The sequence below is a fragment of the Sorangium sp. So ce204 genome, from assembly GCF_051526795.1.
Classification (GTDB): Bacteria; Myxococcota_A; Polyangia; order Polyangiales; family Polyangiaceae; genus Sorangium; species Sorangium cellulosum_B.
In genome coordinates this window covers 11,583,641-11,608,543 of the sequence record NZ_CP150317.1, presented here as the reverse complement: position 1 = coordinate 11,608,543, position 24,903 = coordinate 11,583,641, and the positions used below count along the sequence as shown (strand labels likewise).

The 24,903-nt window shown below is 73.0% G+C and carries 17 protein-coding genes; 7 read left to right on the top strand and 10 right to left on the bottom strand.

What is annotated here, in order from left to right:
* Window positions 1–67: 67 nt before the first annotated feature.
* Together dapB and dapA are read right to left on the bottom strand one after the other, a co-directional pair.
* Window positions 68–865 (bottom strand): 4-hydroxy-tetrahydrodipicolinate reductase, encoded by a 798-nt coding sequence (dapB, locus tag WMF22_RS43820; protein ID WP_437301677.1) that lies wholly within the window; start codon window positions 863–865, stop codon window positions 68–70.
* A gap of 71 nt (window positions 866–936) precedes the next feature.
* Window positions 937–1,842: a 4-hydroxy-tetrahydrodipicolinate synthase gene (dapA, locus tag WMF22_RS43815; RefSeq protein WP_012240636.1), complete on the bottom strand. Its 906-nt coding sequence runs from the start codon at window positions 1,840–1,842 to the stop codon at window positions 937–939.
* Window positions 1,843–2,104: 262 nt separating this feature from the next.
* On the opposite strand from dapA, the gene WMF22_RS43810 reads away from it, so the two are divergent.
* From WMF22_RS43810 to WMF22_RS43790, 5 genes are all read left to right on the top strand, one after another.
* Entirely contained in the window at window positions 2,105–2,776 is a 672-nt protein-coding gene (locus WMF22_RS43810) for a NuoI/complex I 23 kDa subunit family protein (protein WP_438033561.1), read from the top strand.
* Between the two features lie 133 nt (window positions 2,777–2,909).
* Window positions 2,910–3,425, top strand: a complete 516-nt coding sequence (locus WMF22_RS43805; protein WP_437295842.1) for an NADH-quinone oxidoreductase subunit J family protein — start codon at window positions 2,910–2,912, stop codon at window positions 3,423–3,425.
* A gap of 3 nt (window positions 3,426–3,428) precedes the next feature.
* Window positions 3,429–3,737 carry an NADH-quinone oxidoreductase subunit NuoK gene (nuoK, locus tag WMF22_RS43800; protein ID WP_012240633.1) on the top strand — a complete coding sequence of 103 codons (309 nt, stop codon included), beginning with the start codon at window positions 3,429–3,431 and terminating at the stop codon, window positions 3,735–3,737.
* A 286-nt stretch (window positions 3,738–4,023) separates the two neighbouring features.
* The gene (locus tag WMF22_RS43795; protein ID WP_044967022.1) at window positions 4,024–4,269 is read left to right on the top strand and encodes a hypothetical protein; all 246 of its coding nucleotides are present in this window, start codon (window positions 4,024–4,026) and stop codon (window positions 4,267–4,269) included.
* 268 nt (window positions 4,270–4,537) lie between these two features.
* Entirely contained in the window at window positions 4,538–5,581 is a 1,044-nt protein-coding gene (locus WMF22_RS43790) for a glycosyltransferase family 2 protein (RefSeq protein WP_437295841.1), read from the top strand.
* A gap of 62 nt (window positions 5,582–5,643) precedes the next feature.
* Here the strand turns inward: WMF22_RS43790 and WMF22_RS43785 are convergent, their stop codons facing one another.
* The 6 genes from WMF22_RS43785 to WMF22_RS43760 form a co-directional block, all read right to left on the bottom strand.
* Entirely contained in the window at window positions 5,644–8,238 is a 2,595-nt protein-coding gene (locus WMF22_RS43785; RefSeq protein ID WP_437295840.1) for a hypothetical protein, read from the bottom strand.
* A 15-nt stretch (window positions 8,239–8,253) separates the two neighbouring features.
* Window positions 8,254–9,303: a lysylphosphatidylglycerol synthase domain-containing protein gene (locus WMF22_RS43780; protein ID WP_438033560.1), complete on the bottom strand. Its 1,050-nt coding sequence runs from the start codon at window positions 9,301–9,303 to the stop codon at window positions 8,254–8,256.
* Window positions 9,300–9,995: a class I SAM-dependent methyltransferase gene (locus tag WMF22_RS43775; protein ID WP_437295838.1), complete on the bottom strand. Its 696-nt coding sequence runs from the start codon at window positions 9,993–9,995 to the stop codon at window positions 9,300–9,302. The genes WMF22_RS43780 and WMF22_RS43775 overlap by 4 nt, the downstream gene beginning before the upstream one ends.
* Before the next feature lie 51 nt (window positions 9,996–10,046).
* Window positions 10,047–12,764, bottom strand: a complete 2,718-nt coding sequence (locus WMF22_RS43770) for a serine/threonine-protein kinase (RefSeq protein WP_437295837.1) — start codon at window positions 12,762–12,764, stop codon at window positions 10,047–10,049.
* A gap of 55 nt (window positions 12,765–12,819) precedes the next feature.
* Complete coding sequence (locus WMF22_RS43765) at window positions 12,820–13,251, bottom strand: hemerythrin domain-containing protein (protein WP_437295836.1); 432 nt, start codon at window positions 13,249–13,251, stop codon at window positions 12,820–12,822.
* 86 nt (window positions 13,252–13,337) lie between these two features.
* Complete coding sequence (locus tag WMF22_RS43760) at window positions 13,338–13,781, bottom strand: hypothetical protein (protein WP_437295835.1); 444 nt, start codon at window positions 13,779–13,781, stop codon at window positions 13,338–13,340.
* 150 nt (window positions 13,782–13,931) lie between these two features.
* Here WMF22_RS43760 and WMF22_RS43755 point away from each other — a divergent pair, with 150 nt between their 5' ends.
* Window positions 13,932–18,032, top strand: coding sequence for a transglutaminase domain-containing protein (locus WMF22_RS43755; protein ID WP_438033559.1), 4,101 nt, complete (start codon window positions 13,932–13,934; stop codon window positions 18,030–18,032).
* A gap of 188 nt (window positions 18,033–18,220) precedes the next feature.
* Window positions 18,221–19,141 carry a DUF2267 domain-containing protein gene (locus WMF22_RS43750; RefSeq protein ID WP_437295833.1) on the top strand — a complete coding sequence of 307 codons (921 nt, stop codon included), beginning with the start codon at window positions 18,221–18,223 and terminating at the stop codon, window positions 19,139–19,141.
* A gap of 44 nt (window positions 19,142–19,185) precedes the next feature.
* Here the strand turns inward: WMF22_RS43750 and WMF22_RS43745 are convergent, their stop codons facing one another.
* On the bottom strand, window positions 19,186–20,187 hold the full coding sequence (locus WMF22_RS43745; protein WP_437295832.1) for an NAD-dependent epimerase/dehydratase family protein: 1,002 nt from the start codon (window positions 20,185–20,187) through the stop codon (window positions 19,186–19,188).
* Entirely contained in the window at window positions 20,184–24,767 is a 4,584-nt protein-coding gene (locus tag WMF22_RS43740; RefSeq protein ID WP_438033558.1) for an AMP-binding protein, read from the bottom strand. The genes WMF22_RS43745 and WMF22_RS43740 overlap by 4 nt, the downstream gene beginning before the upstream one ends.
* Window positions 24,768–24,903: the final 136 nt, after the last annotated feature.

The window sequence follows — 24,903 nt, the reverse complement described above, 5'->3', positions numbered from 1 at the left end:
CACATTGTGGCTCTCTCGCGGCACGCCGGATCGCGGATCGCCCGCGTCCGGCCCTGGCGCGCCGCGGTCAGCCGCCGATCACGTCGGCCATCGTGTATCGGCCGGGCGGCTTCCCGTGCAGGTGCCACGCCGCGCGCAGCGCCCCGCGCGCGAAGAGATCGCGGCTGGTCGCGCGGTGCGTGAGCTCGAGGCGCTCGCCGGGGCCGAGCAGGTGGACCGTGTGGTCGCCGATGACGTCGCCGCCGCGCACGGCGAAGATCCCGAGCTCGTTCGCCTTGCGCGGGCCGACGTTGCCTTCGCGGCCGTGCACGTCGTCGAGCGTCCCGGCCGGCTCGCGGGCCCCGCGTACGGCGTCGGCGAGCCGCACGGCCGTGCCGCTCGGCGCGTCCACCTTGGCGCGGTGGTGCACCTCCACGATCTCGACGTCGTAGCCGGGCCCGAGCCGCCGCGCCGCGCTCGCCGCGATCTCCGCGAGCACGTGGATGCCGATGCTCGTGTTCGGCGACCAGAGGACGGGGACGTGCTGCGCCGTCTCGTCGAGCAGCCGCTCGCACGTGCCGTCGAGGCGCGTCGTGCCGCTGACCACGGCGACCTTGGCGCGCATCGCGAGGTGCAGGAGGCGGGGGAGCGCCTCGGGCCGCGAGAAGTCGATGACCACGTCCGCGCCGAGCAGCCCGGCGCTGGTGTCGTCGCTCATCGCGACGCCGATGGTGCCTGTCCCCGCGAGCTCGCCGACGTCACGGCCGATGCGGGAGGAGCCGCGCGACACGATCGCGCCCACCACCTGGGCTCGCTCGTTCGCCGCGAGCCGGACGATGGCCTGCCCCATCTTGCCGCTCGCGCCGTGGATCGCGACCTTCAGCAGCCGGGCGTCGTCCCCCTGGGCGGCCCCCAGGAGCGCGCTCATCGGCACGCCTCGATGATCTCCGTTCGATTTCACGACGCCTCGCGCCTCGCCTCGAGCCGCCTCATCGCCTCGGCGATCTGCTGTCGGGTCGCCTCTCCGGCCGGCACGAGCGGCAGCCGGACGGCGGCGCTCATGCGGCCCAGGGCGGCGAGCGCGGCCTTCGCGGGGGCGGGGTTCGGCTCGACGAACAGCAGCCCGTGCAGCTCGAGGAGCGCGAGGTGGGCTGCGCGCGCGCCCGCGAGGTCGCCGGCCAGGAACCGCCGGGTCACCGCGCTGGTCTCGCGCGGCAGCACGTTCGACGTGACGCTGATGACGCCCTGCGCGCCGAGCGCCATCATCGCGAGCGTCAGCGCGTCGTCGCCGCTCAGGATCGTGAGCCGGTCGCCGAGGCGCCGCACGAGCTCCTGGCAGCGGAACACGTTGCCCGAGGCGTCCTTGATGGCGACGACGTTCGGCGCGGCGGCGCAGATGCGCTCGGTCGTCTCGGCGGAGAGGTCGACCACCGTCCGCCCCGGGATGTTGTAGAGCACGATCGGCGCCGGGACGGCCCTGGCCACGGCCAGCGTGTGCTCGCGGAGCCCGTCCTGCGAGGGCTTGCTGTAGTACGGCATCACGATCATCACGCCCGCCGCGCCAGCGGCGAGCGCGGCGCGCGAGGCCTCGATCGTCTTCTTCGTGGAGAACGAGCCCGTCCCCGCGATCACCGGCACGCGGCCGCGCGCCGCCTCGACGACGCGCCGGATGACCGCGGTCGTCTCGGCTTCGCTGAGGGTCGGCGACTCGCCCGTAGTCCCGCACGGCACGAGCCCGCTGACGCCGCCCGCGATCTGCGCCTCGACGAGCGCGTCGAGCGCGTCGAAGTCGACGGCTTCGCCATCGGGCGTGAATGGCGTGACGAGGGCGGTGAACGTTCCCGACAAGGGGAGCTGCGACATCAGACGACCATGATCGCCACCCCGGGTGCGCGTCAACAGGAGAGGACGGGTTCACCGCGGACTCCCCGCTCTCCGCTGGTTCCCGCGCGGGGCGGTGCCGAACGGACGCGGCGTTGTGGGCGGGCTGGCGGGAGCCCGTGGGCCTGCGGGGAGCGGCCCGGACGCTCCAGGGCAGGTCCGCGTCTGCTATCGTCCGCGGTGTGGCGCCTCGCTCCTTCGGGGGATTCGCCCGAGCGCGTCAGGTCCCTGAGAGGCACCGGCCATGGATCTCGCCCAGTACATCAAGAGCATCTCCAGCGCGGCCAATACCATCCTGGAGGGGATGGCGGTCACGTTCTCCCATCTGTTCCGGGAGCCTATCACCGTCCAGTACCCCGACAAGACGGACCGCCCCGTCAGCGAGATGCTCCCCCCGCGGTACCGCGGCTTCCTCGAGGTGCAGATGGACATCTGCACCGGCTGCAAGCGCTGCGAGCGCGCGTGCCCCATCGAGTGCATCGCCATCGATCTGGAGAAGGACCCGGCGACGAAGAAGCAGGCGATGAGCCGCTTCGACATCGACATGGGCAAGTGCATGTACTGCGGCCTGTGCGTCGAGGCGTGCAAGACGGAGTCGACCGGCGCGATCCGCCACACCCGCGAGTTTGAGGGGGCGGCGCCGACGCTCGACCATCTCACGTTCCGCTTCATCCCGGAGGGCCTCGTGCCGCTGTACAAGGCGCCGAAAGACCTCGGCGAGGTGCCCGTCGGCGAGTACGGGCCGCACGCCCGGGAGGCCCGCGAGCGCGCCATGCGCGACAACCCGGCCGCGCTGGAGGAGCTGCGCGCCATCTGGCGCAAGGAGCGCGAGAAGCAGCAAGGCGCCGAAGGCGCGGAGCCCGCGGGCGGGGGGGCCGGAGGAGGGGGGGCCGGAGGAGGGGCTGGAGCGGGGTAGGAGCGGGCGCCTGAGCGAGGGCGCGCGGCGAGCAAGAGGGGCGCAGAACGGCGCAGGAGCGCGCCGCGAGCGACGCGCGGGGGTCGCCCTTGATGGGCGGTGGGCAGCGGTCTAACGTCGCGGCCCTCACCCCATGCCCTCCCTGAGCGCACTCGTCTTCCTCGGGCTTGCCGCGCTGACGCTCGGCTCGGCCGGGCTCGTGGCGTTCTCCAGGAACATCATCCACTCCGCGCTGGCCTTGCTCGGCACGTTCCTCGGCATCGCCGGGCTGTACGTCTCGCTCTCGGCCGATTTCATCGCGGCGACGCAGGTGCTCGTCTATGTCGGCGGCACGCTCGTGCTCATCCTCTTCGCCGTGATGCTCACGAGCCGCATCTCGGAGATGAAGATCTCGAACCCGCGCGGCGGGCCGGCCGTGGCGTTCGGTCTGGTCACGGCGGTGCTGCTCCTGCTCGGCAGGGTGGCGACCCAGACCCCTTGGCCCGCCGAGGCCAAGCCGGCGATGCCGTCCACCGCCAAGCTCGGGCACGCGTTCCTCGGAGAGTACCTGCTCCCGTTCGAGCTCGGCTCGGTCGTGCTGCTCGCCGCGATGATCGGCGCGGTCGTGCTCGCGCGTCGAGCCGTCAGGCGCGCCTGGGAGAGGGAGTAGGCGATGGAGGTCGGTCTCATCCATTACCTCACCGTCGCCGCGGTGCTCTTCGGGCTCGGGCTGTTCACCGTCATGACGCGGAAGAACGCGGTGGGCATCCTCCTCGGCGTCGAGCTCATCCTCAACGCCGCCGCGCTCAACTTCATCGCGTTCGACCACTTCGTCGCCGGCGGCGTGGCTGGCCAGGTGTTCACGGTCTTCATCATCGTCCTCGCGGCGAGCGAGGCGGCGATCGCGCTGGCCATCGTGCTTCAGGTCTACCGCAATCACCGGAGCATCATGGCCGACCAGCTGACCTCCCTGAAGAACTGACGCGAGAGCGGTCATCCGTGCGGAAGCGCGCGGTCGGCGTGACGCGCGTGACGCGCGTGCCGCGCGTGCCGCGCGTGCCGCGCGGGATGGGCGTGACGCGCGCGACGTTCGGACCGGCGGCCGCCGCGTCGCGCCCGCGCCCCACGCCGATGCCGATCGTCGACCACCGACCGCCGATGTGCTCGATGCTCCCGTGCTCTGCCTCTTCACGTGGAGCTCGATCCCAGCGACAAGCAGGAAAAACCTGACCTTGCTAAGCCCCAGCGGGCGACCCACGTTCGAAGGCATGCAGAACCTATCCAAGACGGAGCTGGTGGGGTTCGTGGAGCTCGAGGTCGGTTCGCTTGCTGTGCAGGTGCCGATCCGCGCCGCAGCGGCGGCGACAGAGCTACCGCTCGCATCCTTCGAGGCTGAAGGGGACAATTGCGCCATCCTCGTGCGAGGCGACACGTCCTCGAAGGCGGTCGAGGTCGCGCTGCGAAACGCGGCGCAGGAGGCGGTCAAGCACCTCTCGAAGAAGTTGCTCAACTAGAGCGGAGCGATGGTCCCGCTGGCCCGGCGCAGGGCTGCGGGCCATCGTCCCCGCGATGTTCCGCGATGTTCCGTGATGTTCCGCGATGCACGGTGCCCCGGGGCACCGGCGGAGCGGTGTGGACAGGTTTCTGCTGGCCGTCCGGCGCTCAGCGCGAGCGCGGCGGCGTTCCGGCCCGCGCTGGGGCCTCGCGTCGCGGGGGAGCCCGCCGCGCTCCGAGGTGAATTTCTCGACGCACGTCGTGCTACGCTGCGCCGCGAAATCGCCCGTGAAGCTCATCATCCAAATCCCTTGCTTGAACGAGCGCGACACGCTCGCGCAGACATTCGCGGACCTGCCGCGGTCGATCGACGGCGTGGACGAGATCGAGGTCCTCATCATTGACGACGGCAGCACGGACGGGACGAGCTCGCTCGCCGAGCAGCTCGGGATCCACCACATCGTCCGCTTCGCCAAGAATCGAGGCCTCGCCGCCGGGTTCATGGCCGGCATCGACGCGTCCCTGCGGCTCGGCGCCGATATCATCGTGAACACCGACGCGGACAACCAGTATCGCGGCGCGGAGATCCCGAAGCTCGTCGCTCCCATCCTCGACGGCCGCGCCGACCTGGTGATCGGCGATCGGCAGACAGACAGGATCGAGCACTTCTCGCCGCTCAAGAAGGTCTTGCAGCGGTGGGGCTCGCGGCTCATCCGGCGCCTGTCCGCCACGGAGGTGGCCGACTCGCCGAGCGGCTTCCGCGCCGTGAGCCGGAAGGCGGCGCTGCAGCTGTTCGTGCACAACCGCTTTACCTACACGCTGGAGACCGTGATCCAGGCAGGCCGCCGCGGCCTCGCCCTGGAGAACGTGAAGATCACGACCAACCCGAAGACGCGCGAGTCGCGGCTCTTCCGTTCGATCCCCGACTACCTGCGCCGCGCCGGTCCCGTCATGTTCCGGGCTTATGCGATGTACCGCCCCGTGCAGCTCGTGGGCTGGGTCGCGACGGTCCTGCTCGTGTTCGGCGTCGCGGTCGGCGTCCGGTTCCTCTACTTCTACCTGCGGAATCCGGACTACAGCGGTTATATCCAGTCGCTCATCGTCGGCACGGGCGCCGTCGTGATGGCGTGCATCCTGGTGGCCGTGGCGCTGCTCGCGGAGCTCATCGCGACGAACCGCCGCCTCGTCGAGGAGGTGCTGATGCGCGTGCGCCGGATCGAGACCGAGCTCGCCGGGCGGGAGCCGGCCCTCCGGCTGGAGGGGATCCAGTCCACGGGCGCGAAGCCCTGGCACAACCAGCAGGTGCAACCGGCGCGGGTGAGCGCGAGGTGAAGAGCCCGGTCCCCTGGACCGGGCCGCTGGTCGAACAGCGCTCGTAACCCCGGGCCGGGAGCTCAGCCGTCCGGGTCCTCCGGATCCTCGTCCTCCGGGGGAGCCACAGGGTCGGTCGGCTCCGGACCGGGCGGCGCGTCCGCGGCCGGGGGCTCCGGCGGCGCGCCCGTGGCCGGGGGCTCGGGCGGCGGCTCCGCCCGGGGGGTGTCGCGCTGCTGCCGCAGGTAGACCGTGTAGTTCTTGAAGCGCTCCGCCGCGAAGAACACGCCGTCCAGCTTCACGTTCCGGCTGCCCCGCGCGGCCTTCTTGCCGAGCACCACCGCCTCCGCGGCGTCGAGGAGCGCGGCCTGCGCGTTCGTATCCCTGGGCCACGCCCGCGCGGGCTTGGGCTCCTGGCCCCTGGGCGGCTGGAGCTTGGGGAGGATGTGGAGCGCCTCGACCGGGTAGAGCCCGTCCGTGTAGCCCGGCGCGCCGAGCGCGAGCACCTGATAAGGCAGCTCGTCGGCCGGCGGCGGCTCCTTCGGCATGGTCACGAGCTGAAGGCCGCCGAAGCGGCGCTTCTCGGTCGCGTGGCGGTGCACGAGCTCGTTGAACAGCACGGCGGCCTGGAGCGTGTCCGGCGGGCGCTGGTTCGGCGGGTACAGGATGTGGGTGATGCCGACGCTCCGGTAATGCGCGTAGAGCTCGGCCGGCCCTCGCACGGGCTCGTAGAAGATGAGCGATTGCCAGGCCTGGATATCGAAGATGATCTCGCGCTCGATACCGAGCGTCGTGCGGTAGTTGCGCGCGAGGATGCGCGCGTCGGGCGGGGTAGCCTGGTTGATCGCGCGGTGATCCGCGCGAAACTTGAACCGCTGCGCGTCGGTCCATCGCTTCTCGTAGGTGGAGCGGATCAGCGAGAGCGCGCTCTCCAGCCGGCGGGGGCCGGAGTAGAAGGGCACATCGCCGCTCCACACGATCTGGAACACAACGAGCGGCACGAGGCCGAGCCGCGCGACGGTCCCGAGCTGCCATGTGCGGACGAGCAGCGCCGCGGCGGCGGCGATCGGCACCGCGAGCATGCCCTGCAGGTACCGGTCCGCGGTGTACGTGTTGCTCCACATCCAGACGCCGGCGAACGTGGCGAAGGCCGCGAGCGCCGGCCTGCGACGGCCGCGGATGACCAGCAGCATCGGCAGGAGCAGCGTGAAGAGCGAGCCCATCGAGGGGACGTAGCGAGTGAACGAGTAGTGCGGGGAGAACGAGAACGTGAAGAAGTTGCCGGCCGCGATGAGCTGCCGCTCGAGCCCCTTCCCCTTGGGCAGGTAAGGCGCGTTGGGATACGCCTTCTCCATGAACTCCGCGGAGCGCGCGTGCTGCGGGTACGACCGCGTGAACACGCGCTGGGCCAGCGGAAAAACGGGGTTGTTATGGTAGATGGTGTTCTTGATGAAGTGCGGCGCGGCCGTGCCGAGCGCCACGCCCGACGCGATGAGCCCCGCCACGAGGACGCGGCGCGCCGAGAGCAGCGGCCGCCTGCGCTTCTTCAGGGCGCGGGAGGCCGCGCGCGCGAGCAGGTACGCGGCGCGCGGCACGACGACCGCCGCCGCCATGGCCAGGTGATAGACCGCCTGGTACTTCGCCAGCATCGCGCCCCCGAGCGACGCGCCGAGCAGGACGGCATACCGCCTGTCGAAGCGCTCCGCGAAGCGCATGGACGCGAGCAGGACCGGCGCCGCGAAGAAGCCCAGGAAATGGTCCGACGAAGCGCCGGGGTTCTGGTCCTGGACGAACAGCGACGGGAACAGGAAGAAAGCCGCCCAGAGGCCAGGGACGCGTTCGCCCTGGAGCAGGTACCGCGCCAGCGCCGCGACGCCGACCACCTTCCCCAGGACGAACACGAACTCCAGGTGGAGCGCCATCATCCACCGTTGCTCCACGAGCATCCCGGGGACGCTGAAACCCCACGCGTAGAGCATGCTCGCGAAGTGGGGGAACGAGCGGTTCACGTCGCCGTAGAACGGCACGATGCGGCCGGCGCGCGCATAGTCCTGCCCGATCGGCACGTGATACCAGGTCGCGTCGAAGCTGATGGAATCCGGGGTCAGCGACAACAGGTAGAGGAGCACGAGGCACACGGCGCCGACGCCCGTGGCCGTGAGCCACAGCCAGCGCATCGTCCCTCTCGGCGTCGTCGAGGCGTCGAGATCGTGCTTCAGCCGCGATAGCCAGCGTGGCAGCTCCAGGAGGCCGCCCGCGAAGAGGGCCGCCGGCATCACGAGCCCGTACCAGGGGCGGATCCACCCGACCACGCCCGCGAGGTACATGCCGAACACGAAGGCGATGGAGCCGAGCGTCATGCCGAACAGGCCCTCTTCGACCGGCGGCAAGTGCGCGAGGCGGAGCACCCGGCGCAGCAGCACGAGGCCGATGCCGAGGCTGGAGAGCAGGAACAGCAGCGAATAACCCCAGAGCGGCGCGAGCCGCCACAGGAGCCAGTGCTGGACTGGAATGTGCGCGTGGACCACGAGCGCGTAGCCGACGAGGCCCGTGAGGCACGCGACGGCCGCGAAGACGTTGCGCAGCAGCCTTTCCCGGGGTGAGCCGGAGGTCAGGGCGGCACAGAAGCGGGCCAGGGGGGAGTCGGAGTTCAGGGCAGCACGCAGGCGGGCCAGCATGAGAGGGGGCGCATCCTAGCGATGCGCGGCGCGTCGGCAAAGCAGCCGCGCGATGAGCAAGCCCCCGACGTCCACGGCGAGCGAGGTGGCGCGCGAGATGAGCGCGGCGCCCAGCGCTGCGGCCGGTCCGACGGCGGGGGCGAGGCCCACGGAGATCAGCGCCTCGCGCACGCCGATGCCGCCCGGCGTGGCCATCGCGAGGAAACCGGCGATGGGCGCCAGCACGAACAGGCCCGAGCCGCCGAGCGCCGCGCCCGGCGTCGCGCCGACGGCGAGCGCGGCGCACGCGCCGTGGGCGGCCCAGGTCAGCGAGTACACAGCGTGCACGAGCGGCAACCGCGCCGGCATGAGCGGCCCGCGCCCCTCGGGCGCGAGGAGCTTGCGCACGCGCTCGGGCGCGCGGGCACGATCCACGGTCATGAGCGCGACGAGGACCGCGCCCAGGGCGAGGAGCACGGGCAGCCTCCATCGACCGATGAGCGCGTTCGCGCCCGCGAACTGCTCGCCGCCCGCCGCGAGCAGGCCGAACCCCACCATGGCGCCGACCGCGATGAAGCTGGTGAACTCGATCGCGAAGGACGACCCCACCTCCGTGCTGGTCGTCCCGATGCGCGGGGCGCCCAGCATGCGGAACAGCGGCACGCCGACCTTGCCGGGGATGTACCGCGCCGCCTGCGACTCGATGTGCAGCGCGATCGCCGGCCAGCGAGGGATGGGCCGGCCGGTCAGCTCTTCCAGGATGAAGGCCCAGGCGAGCCCCAGCACGACGAGGCCGAGCGCGAGGGGCAGCACCGAGAGCGCCACGAACGCGGGACGGATGTCGATCGGCGCGCCGCTCTCCCACCTGCGAGCGAGGTCCCGCGCGGCGAGCCCGATGAACAGGGCAGCGACGACGACCATGATCGGGCGCAGCGCCGTGCGCACCCTGGCGAGCGGGCCTCCGATCCGCTGCGGCGGGCCGGGCGCGGGCTCGGGCGGATTTGCCGAGATCGTCGGGGGGGCGGGCGGGGCGCCGGTGGGTGGGGTGCTGGGGAGATCGGCGAGCGACGCGGATCTGTCCTTCATGCGGCCCAGCGCTTCGCCACGCAGAAGACCGACAGGCCGAAGCTCGGCCGGTAGCCGCGCGCGATGAGGTCGACCTCGGCGCCGAGGACGGCTTCGAGCGCGGAGGAAGCGAGGCCCGACTTCGGCGAGGGCTGCTTCATGCTGGTCTTGCGAGGGCGCAGCTTGCGCGCGGCGCTCCAGACGGCGCGCGAGCCGACCGTGGCAGGGAAGAGGAGCTGGTTGAAGTAGGCACAAGCTTCCACGTGGAGCTCGGCCGGCAGCGCGGCGCGGAAGCTGCCAGCCGTGTACCGGCGGAAATGCTGCAATGCGCGGTCGTGGTCGCTGAACAGCCACGGATACGCAGGCACCGTGGCGACGAAGATCCCGCCAGGGCTCAGGTGGTCATGGATCCACCGGAGCGCGGCGCGGTCGTCCTCGATGTGCTCGATGACATCGAGCGCGCAGATCACGTCGTAGCGTCGGTCGAGCTGGAACGGGATGGATGTGCCGTAGAGCGTCCTCGCCGCGCCGGCCTTCGCGATGGCCTCCTGCTCGAGAGGGCTCACCTCGTTGGCATCGACGGCCCCGAACTCCGCGAGGACACCCAGGTTCTGGCCGACCCCGGCGCCGACCTCCAGCAGCTCGAGCGGCCGCCGTTCCGGGCCAAACTCGCGCACCAGATGGGCCAGCAGCCGGGCCCTCCCCTTTCTCAACCAGTCGCCGGATTCCTCAGAATATTGCTGATACGCAGTCGTTTCCACGCTTCACTCTGCATGCGGGACCGGATCGCCCTGGGGCGATCCGGTCGGGGGCGGCGACTCTGCTGGTGAGGTCGGCTCCGCCTCGGCCGGCTCCGGGGGGATCGGGATCTCGATCGTCAGGTCGTCCACCTTGCCCGGCTCTTTCCGCGGCTTCTTCGGCGGCGGCGGCGGCGGGCGCCGCTTCCGCGGCGGCGTCGTCGTGGCGGCCCTGGCCGACGGCTGCGCGGACGTGGCCGTGGCCGTGGCCGTCTCCACGGCTTTCGCCGTGACGCTCGGCTGGGGCGCGGGCTCTTGCGGCGGTGCGGGCTCTGCCGTGACGGCAGGCGGCGGGGCCTCGCTCTCGGCCGCCGGCGTGCTCTGCGGCAGGCGCTGCGAGCGGACGACCATCTGCCACGCGACGACGCCGGCCACGGCCACCAGCGCGAGCGCTGCCAGGCGGGCGCGTCGGCGCCGACGTGAGCCGGGGTCGAACTCCGGGAGCACGCTCTCGCGCGCCTCGTGCGCGACCCCGCTCACGCTGGACCCCTTCATCCATTGATCCGGCGACTGGCCGGAGGGCAACGCGCGAGCCCGAGGGGCGAGCGGCGGATCGACCGGGGGCGGCTCGCGCAGCGAGGCGGGGGGCGCGGCAGCCGCGACCGGTTCGGTGATCGCCCGCCTCACGTTGTCGCGGAGCTTCTCCGACGACGGATCCTGGCTCGGCGGCGCCTCGCGCTCGGGGGCGATCGCGTGCGGATCGGCCGCGCGTGGCGAGAGCACGTGTGGCGTCTGCGAGGAGAGCGGCGGCTCGGCCGTGGCGCCTGGCGCGACGGGTATGCCGCTCTGGGGCGCAGCCGTCGCGGGCTCGGCCGGCGCCTGGGCTGCGGGCTCGGCCGGCGCGTCGGCCGCGGGCTCGGCCGGCGCGTGGGCCGCGGCCGCGGGCTCCGCCGGCGTTGCGTCTGCGCGCGGAGCGAGCGCCGCGGATGCGGCCGGCGCGGTCCAGGGCTCGTCCACGTCGGTGTCGATCGCGTCCTCTTCGAACTCGTCGATGTCGACGTCGACGAGCGAGGACGCGCTGTCGGCGGCCTTCCGGAACGTGTCGCTGGGCGCCAGCGCCGGTGCAGGCGCGTCGGGTGGGGCGTTCGCGCCGTCTGTCGTCGCGGACGGTGCGCCGCTCGGCTGCGCGGAGACCGGCGTCCCGGTGACGACCGACGTCCCGGCAGCGACCGGCGTCCCGGCAGCGGCCGGTGTCCCGGCAGCGACCGGCGTCCCGGCAGCGACCGGCGTCCCGGTGGCGGCCGGCGCTTCGGCAGCGACCGGCGGCTTCTGCGATGCGCTGTCGCCGTGCTGCGGCAGCGCCGGAGGTCGATCGCCGGGCCGAGCCGAGAGCGGCGGCCGCTGGCTCAGCGGCGGCCGTTCGCCGAGCTCGGACGAGCCCGTCGTCTGCTCGCCGATCTGCGCCAGCGACGGCGTCGGAGGCCGCGCCGTGGGCCGAGGCGGCGCCGGAGGTCGCTCGGTGGCCCGCGGCGGCGCGAGAGGCCGCTCGCCGAGCCGAGACGACAGCGGCGGGCGCTCGCTGAGCGGAGGCCGCTCGGTGAGCCGCGACGGCGTCTGCGGCCGCTCGCCTGGCACGGCGGGGATCCTCGCGCTCGGCCTGGCCGACGGCGGAGCGGCCGCCATGTCCGCCGGCGGCTCGCCCGATCCTCGCTCGGGCGATCGCGTCGAGGCGGCGCCCGTGGGGTCGGCCACCCGGGGGAGCGGCGGCGCCTTCGGGATCACCGAGCCTGTCGCCGGCCGCGGCGGGGCCGCCGGCGGGCGCGTGGGCGAGGCCCGGGGCGGCAGCGGCGGCGGCTGCGGCGACGGCGATCGGATGCTGCTCGGGGCCTCGGTCGACAGGTCGGCGACGCGGGCGAGCGACTCCGCGAGATCGCGCGCGCTGCTGAAGCGCCGCGACGGGTCGCGGTCGCAGGCGCGCGCGAACCACCCGTCGAAGCTCGCCGGCAGCTCCGGGTTCACCCTCGACGGGACCGGGATCTCGCCGAGCGAGATCTTGATCAGCAGGTCGCCGACCCCCTCGCTGTCGAACGGGAGCTCGCCCGTCACGCACTGGTACGCGATCACGCCGAGCGCCCAGAGATCCGCGCGGTAGTCGACCTCCCGGAGCCCCTTCACCTGCTCTGGGCTCATGTAGTGCGGCGTGCCCATGAGCGTGCCGACGCTGGTGCGCTGGGCGACCCGCTTCCCCTGCCCCTTCACCTTGGCGATGCCGAAGTCGAGGATCTTGACGATCTCGTCGTCCTCGTTCGCGCAGAGGAAAAAATTCTCCGGCTTGAGGTCGCGGTGCACGATGCCGGCCCCGTGCGCGCGGGTGAGCGCGCGCGCGACCTGCGTCACGATCTTCGACGTCTCCTGGAGCGAGAGGCGGCGCCGGCGCGCGAGCCGATCGAAGAGGTCCTCGCCCTCGAGCAGCTCCATCACGATGAACGGCTGCTCCCCGTCGATGCCGTGATCGATGATCTGCACGACGTGCGCGCTGCGCAGCTGCGCGGCGGCCGTCGCCTCGCGGCGAAACCGCTCGCGCGCGTCCTCCTGCTTGGCGAGCTCCAGATCGATGAGCTTGACCGCGACGTGGGTGCCGAGCGCCAGGTGCTCGGCGACCCACACCGCGGCTTGCGCGCCCTGCCCCACGGGTCGGATGAGGCGGTAGCGCTCGCTCAGCACCTGACCAGCTGCAATAGACACGGCGGCAAAAGCCTACGTCGAGGACAACATCCGTGTCGAGTTCATGCGTACCACCTCAGATGCCCTGCGGAACGGTTTGCTTCATCAGCTCGCGCCATTCGTCGTGTGTGAGCTCTGGATAAATGTAGTCCCCCTCGAAATTTGTATGATGCAGGAGCAACCGGGCGACATCGACGATGGCCCGCGCGACGTCGCCGCCCTGCGCAACACCCGCCAGGGCGTCGGTCGCTTCACGCACGGCGGCGTGCTGCTTCAGCGCCACCTGGACCTCCTCGGCGAGCCCGCGCGCCTGGAAATGCGGGAAGATGGCGGTCTCTTCGTAGCGCATGTGCCGCTCCATCGGCCCGCGCAGGAACGCCAGCAGGCTCGCGCGCTCGGCGCGCGCCTCGTCCGCGGAGCGCTGCGCCAGCTCGATCAGCTTCTTCGCCGTGTCGCGAGCGAGCTCTTCCTCCTGGAAGAGCTCGCTCACCATCCGGTCCAGTTCCATGAGGTGCGGGCCGTCGTAGTCCAGATCCCGTGGAGGGTCGAGCGGGCGCGGCGTGCTCCCGCGGCGCAGCAGGTCCGTCGCGCCCGTCAGTCGTGCGCGCGGGCGCGGACGATCGCGGCGAGCCGGCCGACGACGCCGTTCGCGACCATGGCGAGCACCTGCTTCTCCAGGGCCTGTCGCTCGCTCGGCCTGCCGCCGAACGAGATGCGCGACCGGGCGGTGGGGCCGCCGACGACGCGGCCGACGACGGTGCAGCTCACGCGGTGGACGTCGCCCCGCGTGGCCGAGGTGAACTCGACGACACGCGCGCTCAGCACGACCGATTTCGCCTTGCCGAAGTCCGCCTTCTTCGCGGCGCTGGAGAGCATGCCGCGCAGCGCTCGAGCCCGCTGGGCCTGGCCCTCGCCCGCTGGGACGTCGACGCTCTTCCATTCGACCTTGGTGTCGCGGGCGAAGGTCGATGCTGGCGAGGCCGTGAGCGTGGTCAGGGCCATCACCGCCGAGAGCAGCCATCGTGATGCGCGGCGCATGAGCGCAGGGTAGGGGGCCGCGGGCTCGCCGGCCAAGTTCGCGCACGGCGCGCGGGTGCGGCGAGCGCGGCGCGGCCGCACCCGCGCGCTCGCGCCGCGCTCGCGCCGCGATCGGGCCCGCGCTATGCCGTGGCGGGGAAGCGAGGTTCGATGGAGCGCAGCTCGCCGGGGGGAGATCGACGGGATCGACGAGGACGAGATCGACGCGCGCGCGCCCGCGCGCTCCGCGGGGGCGGGTGGCTCGCCGCGCTGCTCGCGATCGCCGCCGCGCCCGCGGCGGGCAACGCACAGTCGCCGCGTCCGGGAGGCGCGAGCGCGCCCGCGGCGGGCGGCGCGCCGACGCTGCGTCCGGGAGGCGCGAGCGCGCCCGCGGCGGGCGGCGCGCCGACGCTGCGTCCGGGAGGCGCGAAGGCGGGTGCGAGCGCGCCCGCGGCGGGCAGCGCGCCGGCGTCCGAGAAGCGCGCGCCCATCGTGCTGCCGCGGCGGTGGACCGCCGCGACGCCCGACGAGATGCTCGGCGCGGCGCTGACGCGGGCGCGGCGGGGCGGCGACGACGCGCTCGCCGGGCTCGTGATGGCGGCGGCGCTCGCGGACCGCGCCGCGCAGGGCCGCGCCCGGGAAGGCCTCGCGCAGATCGGGGCGTCCTCGTCGCCGCTCGCCGACGAGGCGCGCTGGCTCGCCGCCTCGCTCGCCCCGGAGCCGCCGGCGGTGACGTGGCCCGGCGCGCGCGCCGTCTCGTACGACGCGCCCCCGGACCCGTCCGGGCTCGTCAAGGCGTTCGCCGTCCTCGGCCCGTTCCAGGACAACTCGGGCGGCGGGCTCGCGCTCCGCGAGGGGCCCGAGGCCGAAGGCCAGCGCTTCTCGGACATGAGCGCCCGCTACGCGTGGGGTGTGTACGACGTCGCGTGGCGCAGGGTGCTGCCCGCCGCGTCGACGGCGCGCGGCGTGCCGCTCGATCTTTACATCCATCCGCGCACCGAGACGTGCACGTACCTCGCCTCGCGCGTGACCGTCCCGGCCGCGCTCGATCGCAAGCCGATGCTCGCCCATGTCGCCGCGACCGGCGCCGTGCGGCTCCTGTGGGACGGCGCCGACGTCGCCGCGAGCGACGCGGCGCACGAGCGCCTCGTGCTCGACCGCATCGCCGCGCGCATCGAGGCGCCCGCCGGCGATCACCTGCTCGCCCTCAAGGTGTGCACCGGGGCCATCGCCGACGAGGGGCGCGTCCGCGTGCGCTTCACCGACGAGGACCGCCGGCCCGTGGCGCTCGCGACCTCGTCGGACCTCACGCCGCTCAAGCCGCCGCCGGCCCCGCCCCCGGGCGCGCGCGCCGCGACCGCCGTCGCGACGGCGCTCGACAGGGCGCTCGACGCGGGCGCGTCGCAGTCGCTCGATCAGACCCTCACCGCCGTCGTGGCGCGGACGCTCGGGGGCGCCGACGACCAGCGGTCGCCCCGCGCGCCCGGGCTGCTCGACCGCGTGACGCGGTCGCCCGGGATCTCCGCCGACGCGCTCGCGCTGGCGGGGTGGGTGTCGCCCTTCGGCGCGAACCGCAGCGGCTGGCTCGAGGCCGCGCGCGCCCGGGGCCTCGCCGAGAAGGACCGGGCCACCGCGGCGTTCGCGCAGCGCCGGCTGGTCGCCGCCCACCTCGCCTCGGAGCGGGTCGACTGGGCCGCGGCCGCGCTGCGCGAGGAGCCGCTGCGCGCGGCGCGCGATCCCGAGGCGCGCGTCCTCAGGGCGCTCGTCAAGAAGAAGCTCGCGACGGCGGGGCTCACGCGGGCCGGGCTCGAGGAGCTGCTCGCGGTCGAGCGCGAGCAGAAGGACCGGACGCCGGTCGTCGTCTGGCAGGAGATCGCGGCCGCGGCCCGGCTGGACCCGGCGCTCGAGCTGCGGGCCGCGCGCAGGCTCGCCGAGATCGCGCCCGAGTCGCGGGGCGCGCCCTACGTGCTCGCGTTCGAGCCCGACGGCGGCGCCGCGCTGGAGGTGGCGGCCGCCGGGGCGCTCGCGCAGCAGACGTCGGCCGAGGACGTCATCCGGATCGGCCGCGCGCTCCACGACGCGGGCCGCGTCGCGTGGGCGCGCGAGGTGCTGTCGTACGCGACGCAGGTCGCGCCGAACCAGCCCGCCGTGTTCCAGGCGCTCGCCGCGGTGCGAGAGGATGGCGCGGGGGCCGCCGCGTCGCGCGTGGCCACGGCCGCGCTCGCGCGGGCGCGCGACCTCACGCCCGGCGATCCGTACCTCAAGGCCGAGCTCGCGCTCCGCCTCGGCGAGGGCTCGGCCGGCGCGCCGGGCCGGCAGCGCATGCGCGACGAGCAGCACCTCGTCGCGCCCGGCGTCTTCCTCTCGCGCGCCCGGCAGACCCCGGCGAAGAAGGGGGAGGTGGCCGACCGGCAGCTCCACTGGGTGCGCGTCGTGACGTACCACCCGGACAAGCGCGTCTCGCAGCTCATGCACTACGTGCGCGAGATCGTCATCGAGCCGCGCACCGATCAGGATCTCTACGAGCGCGACATCCCCGCCGAGGGGGAGGACACCGAGCTCCTGCTCGCGCGGGTCCACCGCAAGGACGGCACGGTGGCGCAGCCGGACGAGCAGGGCGCGGGCGGGCAGAAGCCGTTCGTGCGCTGGCCCGAGCTCAAGGCGGGGGACGTGGTGGAGGTCGCGGTGCGCTCGTGGACCCGGGGCCCCGTCGGCCGCCGGGGCGACGCGCCGTTCTACTTCATCGACTACGTCGGCTCGACCGACACGCGGCCGATCCTCTACAACGAGGTCGTCGTCGACTCGCCGGCGAGCGATCCCCTGGCGATCGACGTGCTGAACGGCAAGGCCGAGCGGGTGCTCAGGTCCGAGAAGGACGGCCGCCAGGTGACGCGGTACATCTGGGACGACCCGCCCGAGGTGCCCGAGGAGCCGCTCGCCCCGCACCTCGCGGAGGTGCTGCCGGTCGTCGTGGGCTCGACGTTCCACGGCTGGAACGACTTCCGGGAGTGGTACCGGGGCGCGATCGCCGGCTTCATGGAGCCCGACGATCAGGTCCGCCGGCTCGCCGCGGAGCTCACCAAGGGCAAGGCCACGCGCGAGGCAAAGCTGCGGGCGCTCTTCGACTTCGTGGCGGACGACATCCGGTATGTGAACTTCGTGTCGGGCGAGTGGTGGCTGCCGAACCGCCCCCAGGAGCTCCTGGCGCGGCGCCAGGGCGACTGCGACGACAAGGCGATGCTGCTCATCACGCTGCTCAAGTCGATCGGCATCGAGGCGACGGAGGTGCTGGTGCAGACGCGCTACACGGGCCAGCCCTCGCTGCTCCGGAGCGAGGTGGCGGCGATCCCGGTGTTCGATCACGGCATCGCCTACCTCCCGGGCGCGGGCGGCGCGCCGGGCCTGTGGCTCGACGCGACGAGCCCGCAGAGCCGCCTGGGGCCGCTGCCGGCGATGGACGCGCGCACGCTGGCGCTGTTCGTCGACGAGGGGCCGCCGAAGATCGTGGAGACGCCGGCGAGCTCGCCCGCCGATCACGGCGTCGACGCCGAGTGGACGATCGCGCTGCTCCCCTCCGGCGCGGGCGAGCTCGCGGCGAAGGAGCGGCACATCGGCGACGCGGCGTTCGAGCTCCGGTCGAACCTGGCGGAGGCCGACGCGCGCGCGCAGTGGGTCGAGCAGTACCTCGCGTACGGCTGGTTCCCGACGGTCGACGTGAAGCCCAAGGTGGCGTTCCAGGCCGATCTCCCGCACGGGGCGGCGACGCTCGAGTACGAGGCGCGCTCCGAGGGGCTCGCCCGCCGCGAGGGCGCGGAGCTCTCCGTGCCGCTCTCGGGCGCGTCCACGATGACGTCGCAGCTCGCGCCGCTCGTGAAGCGCACGCTCCCGGTGGTCCTGCCGCCGAGCTTCGCGCCGCGGCACCACAGCCGGACGATCACGATCACCGCCCCGCCCGGGTACGCGTTCGCCGAGCTCCCGCCGGGCGGCGACGAGAACGGCGGCGCGTTCGGGCGGGCGACGATCTCCTTCGCGAAGGTGCCCGGCAAGAACGCCGTGGTGGTGAAGGAGCGCGTGATCCTCGATCAGTCGACCATCCCGGTGGCGCAGTACGCCGCCTGGCGCGGCTGGCTGCAGCGGGTCGACGGGCTCCTGCACCGGATGGTGCGGCTCGCGCCGGTCACGCCCGCGACCAAGCAGGCGCGCAGCGCGCTGGACGCCGGGGCGGGCGGCGGCGCCGGCGCGGCGCCGCAGGCGCGCGGCGCGATCCGCTGACGGGCGGCTTCGCCCCTCTCGCGCTGGCGGCGCGCGAGGCTCTTGCTCGTCCGCTCGCGGCGGCGATCCCGAGCGCCGCGTCCACCCGCCGGCCACGCGCGCCGCCTCGGTTGGTACCGTTCTGGCTAGCCGCGCCCTGGCGTACGCACGCACAACCCCGAACGCGCTGCCCAGGGGAGGGACTCGCCATGTCGCTCGAAGAGTACCGACGCCCGCGAATGATCGTTCTTAGCCCGCGCTCGACCGCTTATGACGCCGTGAGGGCGATGATGGACAACCACGTCGGCGCGGTCCTGGTCCACGACGGCCAGCGCCTCGCCGGCATCGTCACCGACCGCGATATCGCGCTGGAGATCGTGGCAGGCGACCTCGACGCGCGCAGCACGATGCTGCGCGACATCATGTCGGACGAGATCGCGACGCTCGAGCTCGACGCGTCGATCGACGACGCCGTGCGCACCATGCGCGATCATGCGTGTCGGCGCGTGCCGGTGACCGAGCAAGGGCGGCCCGTCGGCCTGGTGACCCTCGACGATCTGCTCGCCGATGGGGTCATCGACGCGGAGGCCGCCGGCTCCGTCGTGAAGGCGCAGCTCGAGGTGGCCGCCCGCTTCAAGCCGGAAGGCGCGCTGCACCCCGAGGGGACCGCGCGCCCGGAGCGCTCGCACGGCCGCGTGCGCGCCCTCACCCGGCGCAAGGCGCGCGCCGACAGCGCCTATGGCCGGCTGATCCACGCCGTCGAGCGCCACAGCGGCCTCCAGCAGCGCGACCGCGCCGAGCTCGCGCTGCAGATCGTCCTCGGCTGCCTCTGCCGCAGGGTGACGCCCCAGGAGGCGCGGCACCTCGTCGCGCAGCTGCCCTCGAAGCTCCACCCGTCGCTCGAGCCGTTCCTCGACGGGCCGGACAAGCGCATCACGACGGCGACCATCGAGGCCGACGTCGCGCGCGAGCTGCGCATGGACCGCGAGGCCGCCGGCTTCGTGCTGCAGGCGATCTGCGAGGCCGTCGCGGACAGCGTGTCCGCGGGGGAGATCGAGGGGTTCCGCGGTCAGCTCCCGCTCGACATGAAGGACCTGTTCCCGCCGACCCCGCTGCGCCGGGCCGTCTGAGCGGGGATCGGCGCGGCGCGACGAGGCCGCGCGCCGCGCTCCACCTACGCTTGCGGCCAGACAACGCCGCGGGCGCGCAGATCGGCGACCGTGTCCGCGAGGGTCTCGAGCGGGTCGCGCGGCGTCCAGCCGAGCTCGCGCCGGGCCTTCGTCGCGTCGAGGTACCAGAAGTGCTGGCCCATCTCGGCCGACACAGGATCGACCGGCAGATCGAACGGCAGGCGCTTCCGCGCCTGCTCGATGAGGTGCGCGCCCGCCTTCGCGAGCGCGATGCTCCGCGGCAGCCGCAGGGCGGGGGCCGGGACGCCCGAGATGCGCGCGAGGCGGCGGAAGAAGACCTCCAGGCTCATGTTGGCGGCGCCGAGCAGGTAGCGCTCGCCCGGGCGGCCCTTGTCCATCGCCAGCGCCATGCCCTGGGCCGCGTCGCGGGCGTCGACGAAGGAGAGGCCGCCCGCGGGGGTGAAGGGGAGCCGGCGCTCGAGGAAGCTCACGATGTCGCCGGTCGAGGCGCCGTGGACGTCGCCCGGGCCGAGCAGGATGCTCGGGTTGACGGCGAGGACCTCGAAGCCGGGCCCGCTGCGATCGAGCGCCGCGCGCTCGGCGTACAGCTTCGAGCGGTAGTAGGGCCAGCCGGCGATGAGGTCGATCGGCGTCGCCGCCGCCTCGTCGCGGACCTCGTTCGGGTCCTTGCTGACCGCGACGACGCCGCTCGTGCTCGCGATCACCGCGCGCTTCACCCCCGCGTCGCGGCAGGCGTCGAGGGTGATCTTGGTCCCCTCGACGTGCGTCCGGTAGAGCGCCTCGGCGTCCTCGCGGCGCCGCGAGACGCGCCCCGCGCAGTGGAAGACCCCGTCGCAGCCCTCGGCGGCGCCGCGCACCGACGCCGCGTCGAGGATGTCTCCGCGGCGGAGCTCCACGCCCTGCGCGGCGAGCGCGGGCGCCTCTGCCCGGCAGAGCGCCACCACGTCATGGCCACCCCCACGGAGCGCCGTGACGAGGTGCGATCCCAGGAAGCCGGTCGCGCCGGTGACGAGATAGCGGCTCATGCGAGGTCGAAAACCTTCTGGAAGGTCTGCAGGAGGGAGATGTCGTTCGATTTCACGAGGCCCGTCATGAACTCCATCGGGCTCGGTGTGTAGGCCTCGCGGACGATCTTGGTGAATATCTCGGGCGTGGTCTTGAGGACACAGTCCGCTTGCTGGCTTGGCTTACCGATCCTCGCCTCGCAGCTGGCCGCGTCGATCCGCAGCGTCCACTTCGCCTCGTCCTCCGTGCCGAGCGTCACGTAGTAGGTGATCGGCTGGGTGACCCGCCCCGCCACGTACTTCGACTCGAGCTCGCGGAACAGGAGCGTGAGCGGGTGCTCCTTGGTGGTGGTGGCGGCCTGATCGATGCTCTCGACCCGGCTCAGATCGAGGGCGCCGCCCTCCTTGAGCTTGATGACGGCGAGCTGCGTGAGCTCCGCGACCTTGCGGCACGCCACCGCGTACTTCATCCCGGCGGTGAGCCGCCGGAGGTCGCCGATCGCGAGCGGCGGCCCGATGCGCGCGACGAGGTCGCGGCGGATCGGGACGGTGCGCCCCTTGGGGAGCGCCTCGAAGGTGCCGCCCAGGTAGAGCGGCAGGATGTCGACGTTGTGGGTGAGCGCGAGGTGCCCGATCGCCGGCTTGAACTCGAGGATGCCGCCGTCGGGGCTGCGCGTGCCCTCCGGGAAGAGGAGCACCGTCCGCCCGCGGTCCAGGATCTCGCCGGTCTGGCGCAGCGCCGTGCGGAGGCCGCCCTTGCGGTCGAAGGGCGCGAGGTTCGTGAGGTTCTCGAAGTAGGCGCGCCGCCAGCGGTTGCCCTCGAAGAAGTAGTCCTGCGCGGCCAGCGAGACGAGGCCGTCCCCGTAGCTGCCCAGCGCGAACTTCACGAGGCCCATGTCGAGGTGGCTCGCGTGGTTCGAGACGACGATCGTGTTGCGGTTGTGCGGGATGAACGCGCGCCCGTAGACCTTCGGGCGCATGACGTTCCCGTAGAAGCCGGACTGGACCTTGTTCATCCAGTGCTTGGCGAAGTCGGCCACCGGGCGGGGGATGTGGATCGGCTCGTCGCCCGCGCCGTGCGCCTTCGGCTCTGCGATCGCCGCGCCGGCGTCCTGCGCGACGGCCGCCGCGCCCGCGCCGGCCGCGGCGGCCTCGGCGGCGAGGCGCGTGACGATCGCCTTCACCTCGGAGCGCTTCACCTGACCGGCCGCGGTGCGGGGCAGGTCGGCGTCGTCGAGGTGGACGGCCATGGGGTGGCACGGCTTGGGCAGCGCCTGGATCGCCGTCCGGAGCGCGTCGAGCGCGCGCTCGTGCTGCGTGACCCGCGCGAGCGCCGGGTCGCCCTCGCCGTCCTTCGCGCCCGGCGCCGTGGGGACGGCGAGGCACGCGACCTGCTCGCCGCCGCGGCCGTTGTCGATCCCGACGATGGCGAGCTCCTTGACGTGCTCGATCTTGCCGAGCATTCGCTCGATGTCGGCCGGGTACAGGCTCTCGCCCTTCGCCGCGCTGATGACCTCGCTCTGCCGGCCGACGAGGACGAGCCGCCCTTGCTTGTCGAGCTTGCCGAGATCGCCGGTGCGGAGCCACCCGTCCGCGTCGAGGGCCGCCTGGGTCGCGTCCGGGTCGTCGGCGTAGCCCTTCATGACGTTGGGGCCGCGCGCGAGCACCTCGCCGACGCCGTTCGCGTCGGGGTTCGCGATCTTGATCTTCACCCCGGGGATCGGCTTGCCGACGTTCCCCGGGCTCGCCGCCGGAGAGGGCTTGGTGACGGTCAGGAGCGGCGCCGCCTCGGTCAGGCCGTAGCCCTCGGCGAGCGGCAGGCCGAGCCCCTTGAACAAGGCGGCCGTGTCCCTCGGGAGCGCCGCGCCGCCCGAGATGAGGAAGCGGACGTTGCCGCCGAGCGCGTCGTGGACGCTGCCGAAGAAGAGGCGCCCCGCGTTCAGGCCCAGGCGCTTGCCGAGCATGCGGTTCAGCTCCATGGCCCAGCTGAACGCGGTGGCCGCGGCGGGCCCCTGCTCCTTCACCCTGGCGACGATCTGGCGCTCCAGCATCTGCCAGAGCGCGGGCACGCCGACCATCGCCGTGACGCGCGCCTTCTTCAGCCCGTCGCTCACCCGATCGGCCGAGACCTCGTCGAGGTAGATGATCCGCGCGCCCTGCGACAGCGGCAGGAGCAGGCCGCAGGTGACCTCGAAGGTCTGGTGGAGCGGCAGCACGCTGAGCACGCGGTCGCTCGCCTTGAGCGGGAACAGCGGCGCCAGCGAGGCCAGCAGCGCCGTGAAGTTGCCGTGCGTGAGCAGCACGCCCTTCGGCTCCCCGGTCGTGCCGCTCGTGTAGACGACGCTCGCGACGTCCTGGCTGCCCACGCGCACGTCCGGGGGCGCGAGCCCGTCGCCGGACGCCGGGCCCAGGTCGGGCACCTGGCCCTCGGCGAACCCGACCATGTCGAAGGCGACGAGGTTCGGCAGCGCCGCGCGCACGTCGGCGCCGAGCTTCTCCGCCACGCCGCCGTCCCAGAGGACGACCTTCGCCGTCGACGAGCGGAGGACGTCCGCGAACGCCTCCGCGTCGAGCCCCGGATCGATCGGGACGGCGACGGCGCCTGCGCGGAGGATGCCGAAGTAGGCGACGGGCCACGCCGGCTGGTTCGCGCCGGAGAGCGCCACGCGATCGCCGCGGCGGACCCCGAGCGCGGCCAGGCGCGCGGCGGTCATGCAGGCCGCGTCGCGCAGCTCGCGGTAGCTCGTGCGCGAGAGCCCGTCCTGCTCGAACCGCTGCACCGAGAGCGCGTGATCGAAGCGCTCGGCGACCTCGTCGAGCAGGTCGACCAGGCTGTCGTAGGGCCGGAGCGGCTTGATCTCCCGGCGGAGCATCTCCTCCATGAGCGGGAAGGCCCACTTCTCCAGGCCGGGGAGGTGCACGTTCCAGATGTAGTCGCGCCAGTCGATCTTCTCGGGCGCCCAGACGAAGCGCGCCCGCTCCTCGGGGGGCATGCGGGCCATCGCCGCGCGCGTGTTGGCGCAGGAGTAGATCCAGTCGCCCTCCGCGACGAACGGCATGAAGACCTCGAGGAGCGTGGCCGTCTTCTGCTCGGTCCTGGCGGCGTTCTCGAGCGCGGCCGCCGCCGGCTTGAGGAGGGCCGCGGCGGGGCCGACGCTCGCCGTCTTGAGCAGGCCGCCCAGGCCGCGGAGCGCGCCCTCGATGGCGCGCGCGCCGTGCGCGCCGTACTGCTGCCGGGTCAGCCCGCGCGGCTCGAAGCGGGACGACACGACGTCGAAGAGCGAGGTCTTCTTCCCCTCGAACACCTGCCGCCGCTTGTAGAGCCCGGCGAGCTCCAGGTAGCGCGTCACGCGGCAGCCGTTCGTGTCGGTCGATCCGTACTGGTACACCGCGGGCGCGCGGCCCTCGATGAGCTCGCAGAGCGAGGCGATCATGCCGCTCGCGGTCATGTCGACCGGGATGAGGTCGAGCCGCACGTCGTGGTCGCCCGGGAACTGCACCTGCCCCTTCGAGGCGAGGTAGAGGTACGGCGCCGAGGTGTTGATCCCCTCGTTCCAGCCGGTGAACGGGAACTCGACCGCGGTCTCGACGACGGCGGGGCGGACGATGGTGAAGGGCAGCCCGGAGCTCGCGAGGACCTGCTCGCCGATGCTCTTCGTGTAGGTGTAGATGTTGGTCCACCCCCAGAAGAGCGCGCGCTCCTTGCCGGCCTCGATGAGCCGGTCCTTGATGAACTTGCGCTTCACCCTGGCGAGCTCGTTCTCGAGCGCGCTGCCCCGGCACGGCTCGCTGCGCGCGGCCAGGTTGGCCTTGGCCTCGTCGAGGAAGGCGCTCTGCCGGAAGGCGTCCTCGCACCGCTGGCGCGCCTGCTGCACGAGGTCGAGGCACTCGCTGATCTCGCGCTGCGGATCCCAGTGCGACCGATCGAGCGTCCGCTTCGGGCAGGCGGCGCCGAACCACGTCTCGCCCGCGGCGCGGGGGAAGGGGATCTCGGCCGGGTGGTTCTCCTCGATGAGCCCGGAGCGGTAGCCTGCGACGAAGCAGGTGCTCGTGTGCATCACCTTGGCCCCGAGGGTCCGCGCGAGCTCGACGAGGTTGCTGATGCCGAACGCGTTGACCTCGAGCGCCTCGTCGAGCGGCGGGTTGAAGTCGACGACGCCGGCCACGTTCACGACCGCGGCGATGTTGCCCGTGAGCTCCCCCACGCGGTCGCCCAGCCCGAGCAGCGGCAGGCCGACGTTGCCGTTCATGGGCGTGATCTTCTGCCGCAGGTACTCCTCGAAGGCGGGCCCGGGGTACTGCTCGCGGATCGGGTCGAAGACCGGCGAGGTCACGATCTGCGACCAGAAGCGCTCCTCCGGCGACTGGTTCTCCTTGGCCCGGACGAGCAGGTAGATGTGGGCGATCTCCGGGAACCTCGCGAGCAGCATGGCCAGCCAGACCTTGCCGAGGAAGCCGGTCCCTCCGACCACCACGAGCCGCTTGCCCGAGAGCACGTGCGACGGCACCAGCGGCGGGGCCGCCGCGGTTTGCTCGCCCTTGGCCCCACCCGGCGACCCCGGCGCTGCCTCTCCGGCGCCGGCCCCGTTCGTAACACCCATATGGCTCATCGAGACTCCAGGAAGGCCGCTCAATTCGCGCCTGGGCAGGAACGCGTCAAGGGTGAGGTGCCGCGAACCGGGGTTCGCGCCCTCCCGGCATGCGGTTTGCTCGATTTGCTCGCGGAATCGGGCTCAT

Excerpts from the sequence above, each read along its gene's own strand:
- dapA (WP_012240636.1), bottom strand. The coding sequence starts at position 1,842 with ATGTCGCAGCTCCCCTTGTCGGGAACGTTCACCGCCCTCGTCACGCCA.
- WMF22_RS43810 (WP_438033561.1), top strand. The coding sequence starts at position 2,105 with ATGGATCTCGCCCAGTACATCAAGAGCATCTCCAGCGCGGCCAATACC.
- WMF22_RS43805 (WP_437295842.1), top strand. The coding sequence starts at position 2,910 with ATGCCCTCCCTGAGCGCACTCGTCTTCCTCGGGCTTGCCGCGCTGACG.
- nuoK (WP_012240633.1), top strand. The coding sequence starts at position 3,429 with ATGGAGGTCGGTCTCATCCATTACCTCACCGTCGCCGCGGTGCTCTTC.
- WMF22_RS43795 (WP_044967022.1), top strand. The coding sequence starts at position 4,024 with ATGCAGAACCTATCCAAGACGGAGCTGGTGGGGTTCGTGGAGCTCGAG.
- WMF22_RS43785 (WP_437295840.1), bottom strand. The coding sequence starts at position 8,238 with ATGCTGGCCCGCCTGCGTGCTGCCCTGAACTCCGACTCCCCCCTGGCC.
- WMF22_RS43780 (WP_438033560.1), bottom strand. The coding sequence starts at position 9,303 with ATGAAGGACAGATCCGCGTCGCTCGCCGATCTCCCCAGCACCCCACCC.
- WMF22_RS43765 (WP_437295836.1), bottom strand. The coding sequence starts at position 13,251 with ATGGAACTGGACCGGATGGTGAGCGAGCTCTTCCAGGAGGAAGAGCTC.
- WMF22_RS43760 (WP_437295835.1), bottom strand. The coding sequence starts at position 13,781 with ATGCGCCGCGCATCACGATGGCTGCTCTCGGCGGTGATGGCCCTGACC.
- WMF22_RS43755 (WP_438033559.1), top strand. The coding sequence starts at position 13,932 with ATGGAGCGCAGCTCGCCGGGGGGAGATCGACGGGATCGACGAGGACGA.
- WMF22_RS43750 (WP_437295833.1), top strand. The coding sequence starts at position 18,221 with ATGTCGCTCGAAGAGTACCGACGCCCGCGAATGATCGTTCTTAGCCCG.
- WMF22_RS43745 (WP_437295832.1), bottom strand. The coding sequence starts at position 20,187 with ATGAGCCGCTATCTCGTCACCGGCGCGACCGGCTTCCTGGGATCGCAC.
- WMF22_RS43740 (WP_438033558.1), bottom strand. The coding sequence starts at position 24,767 with ATGGGTGTTACGAACGGGGCCGGCGCCGGAGAGGCAGCGCCGGGGTCG.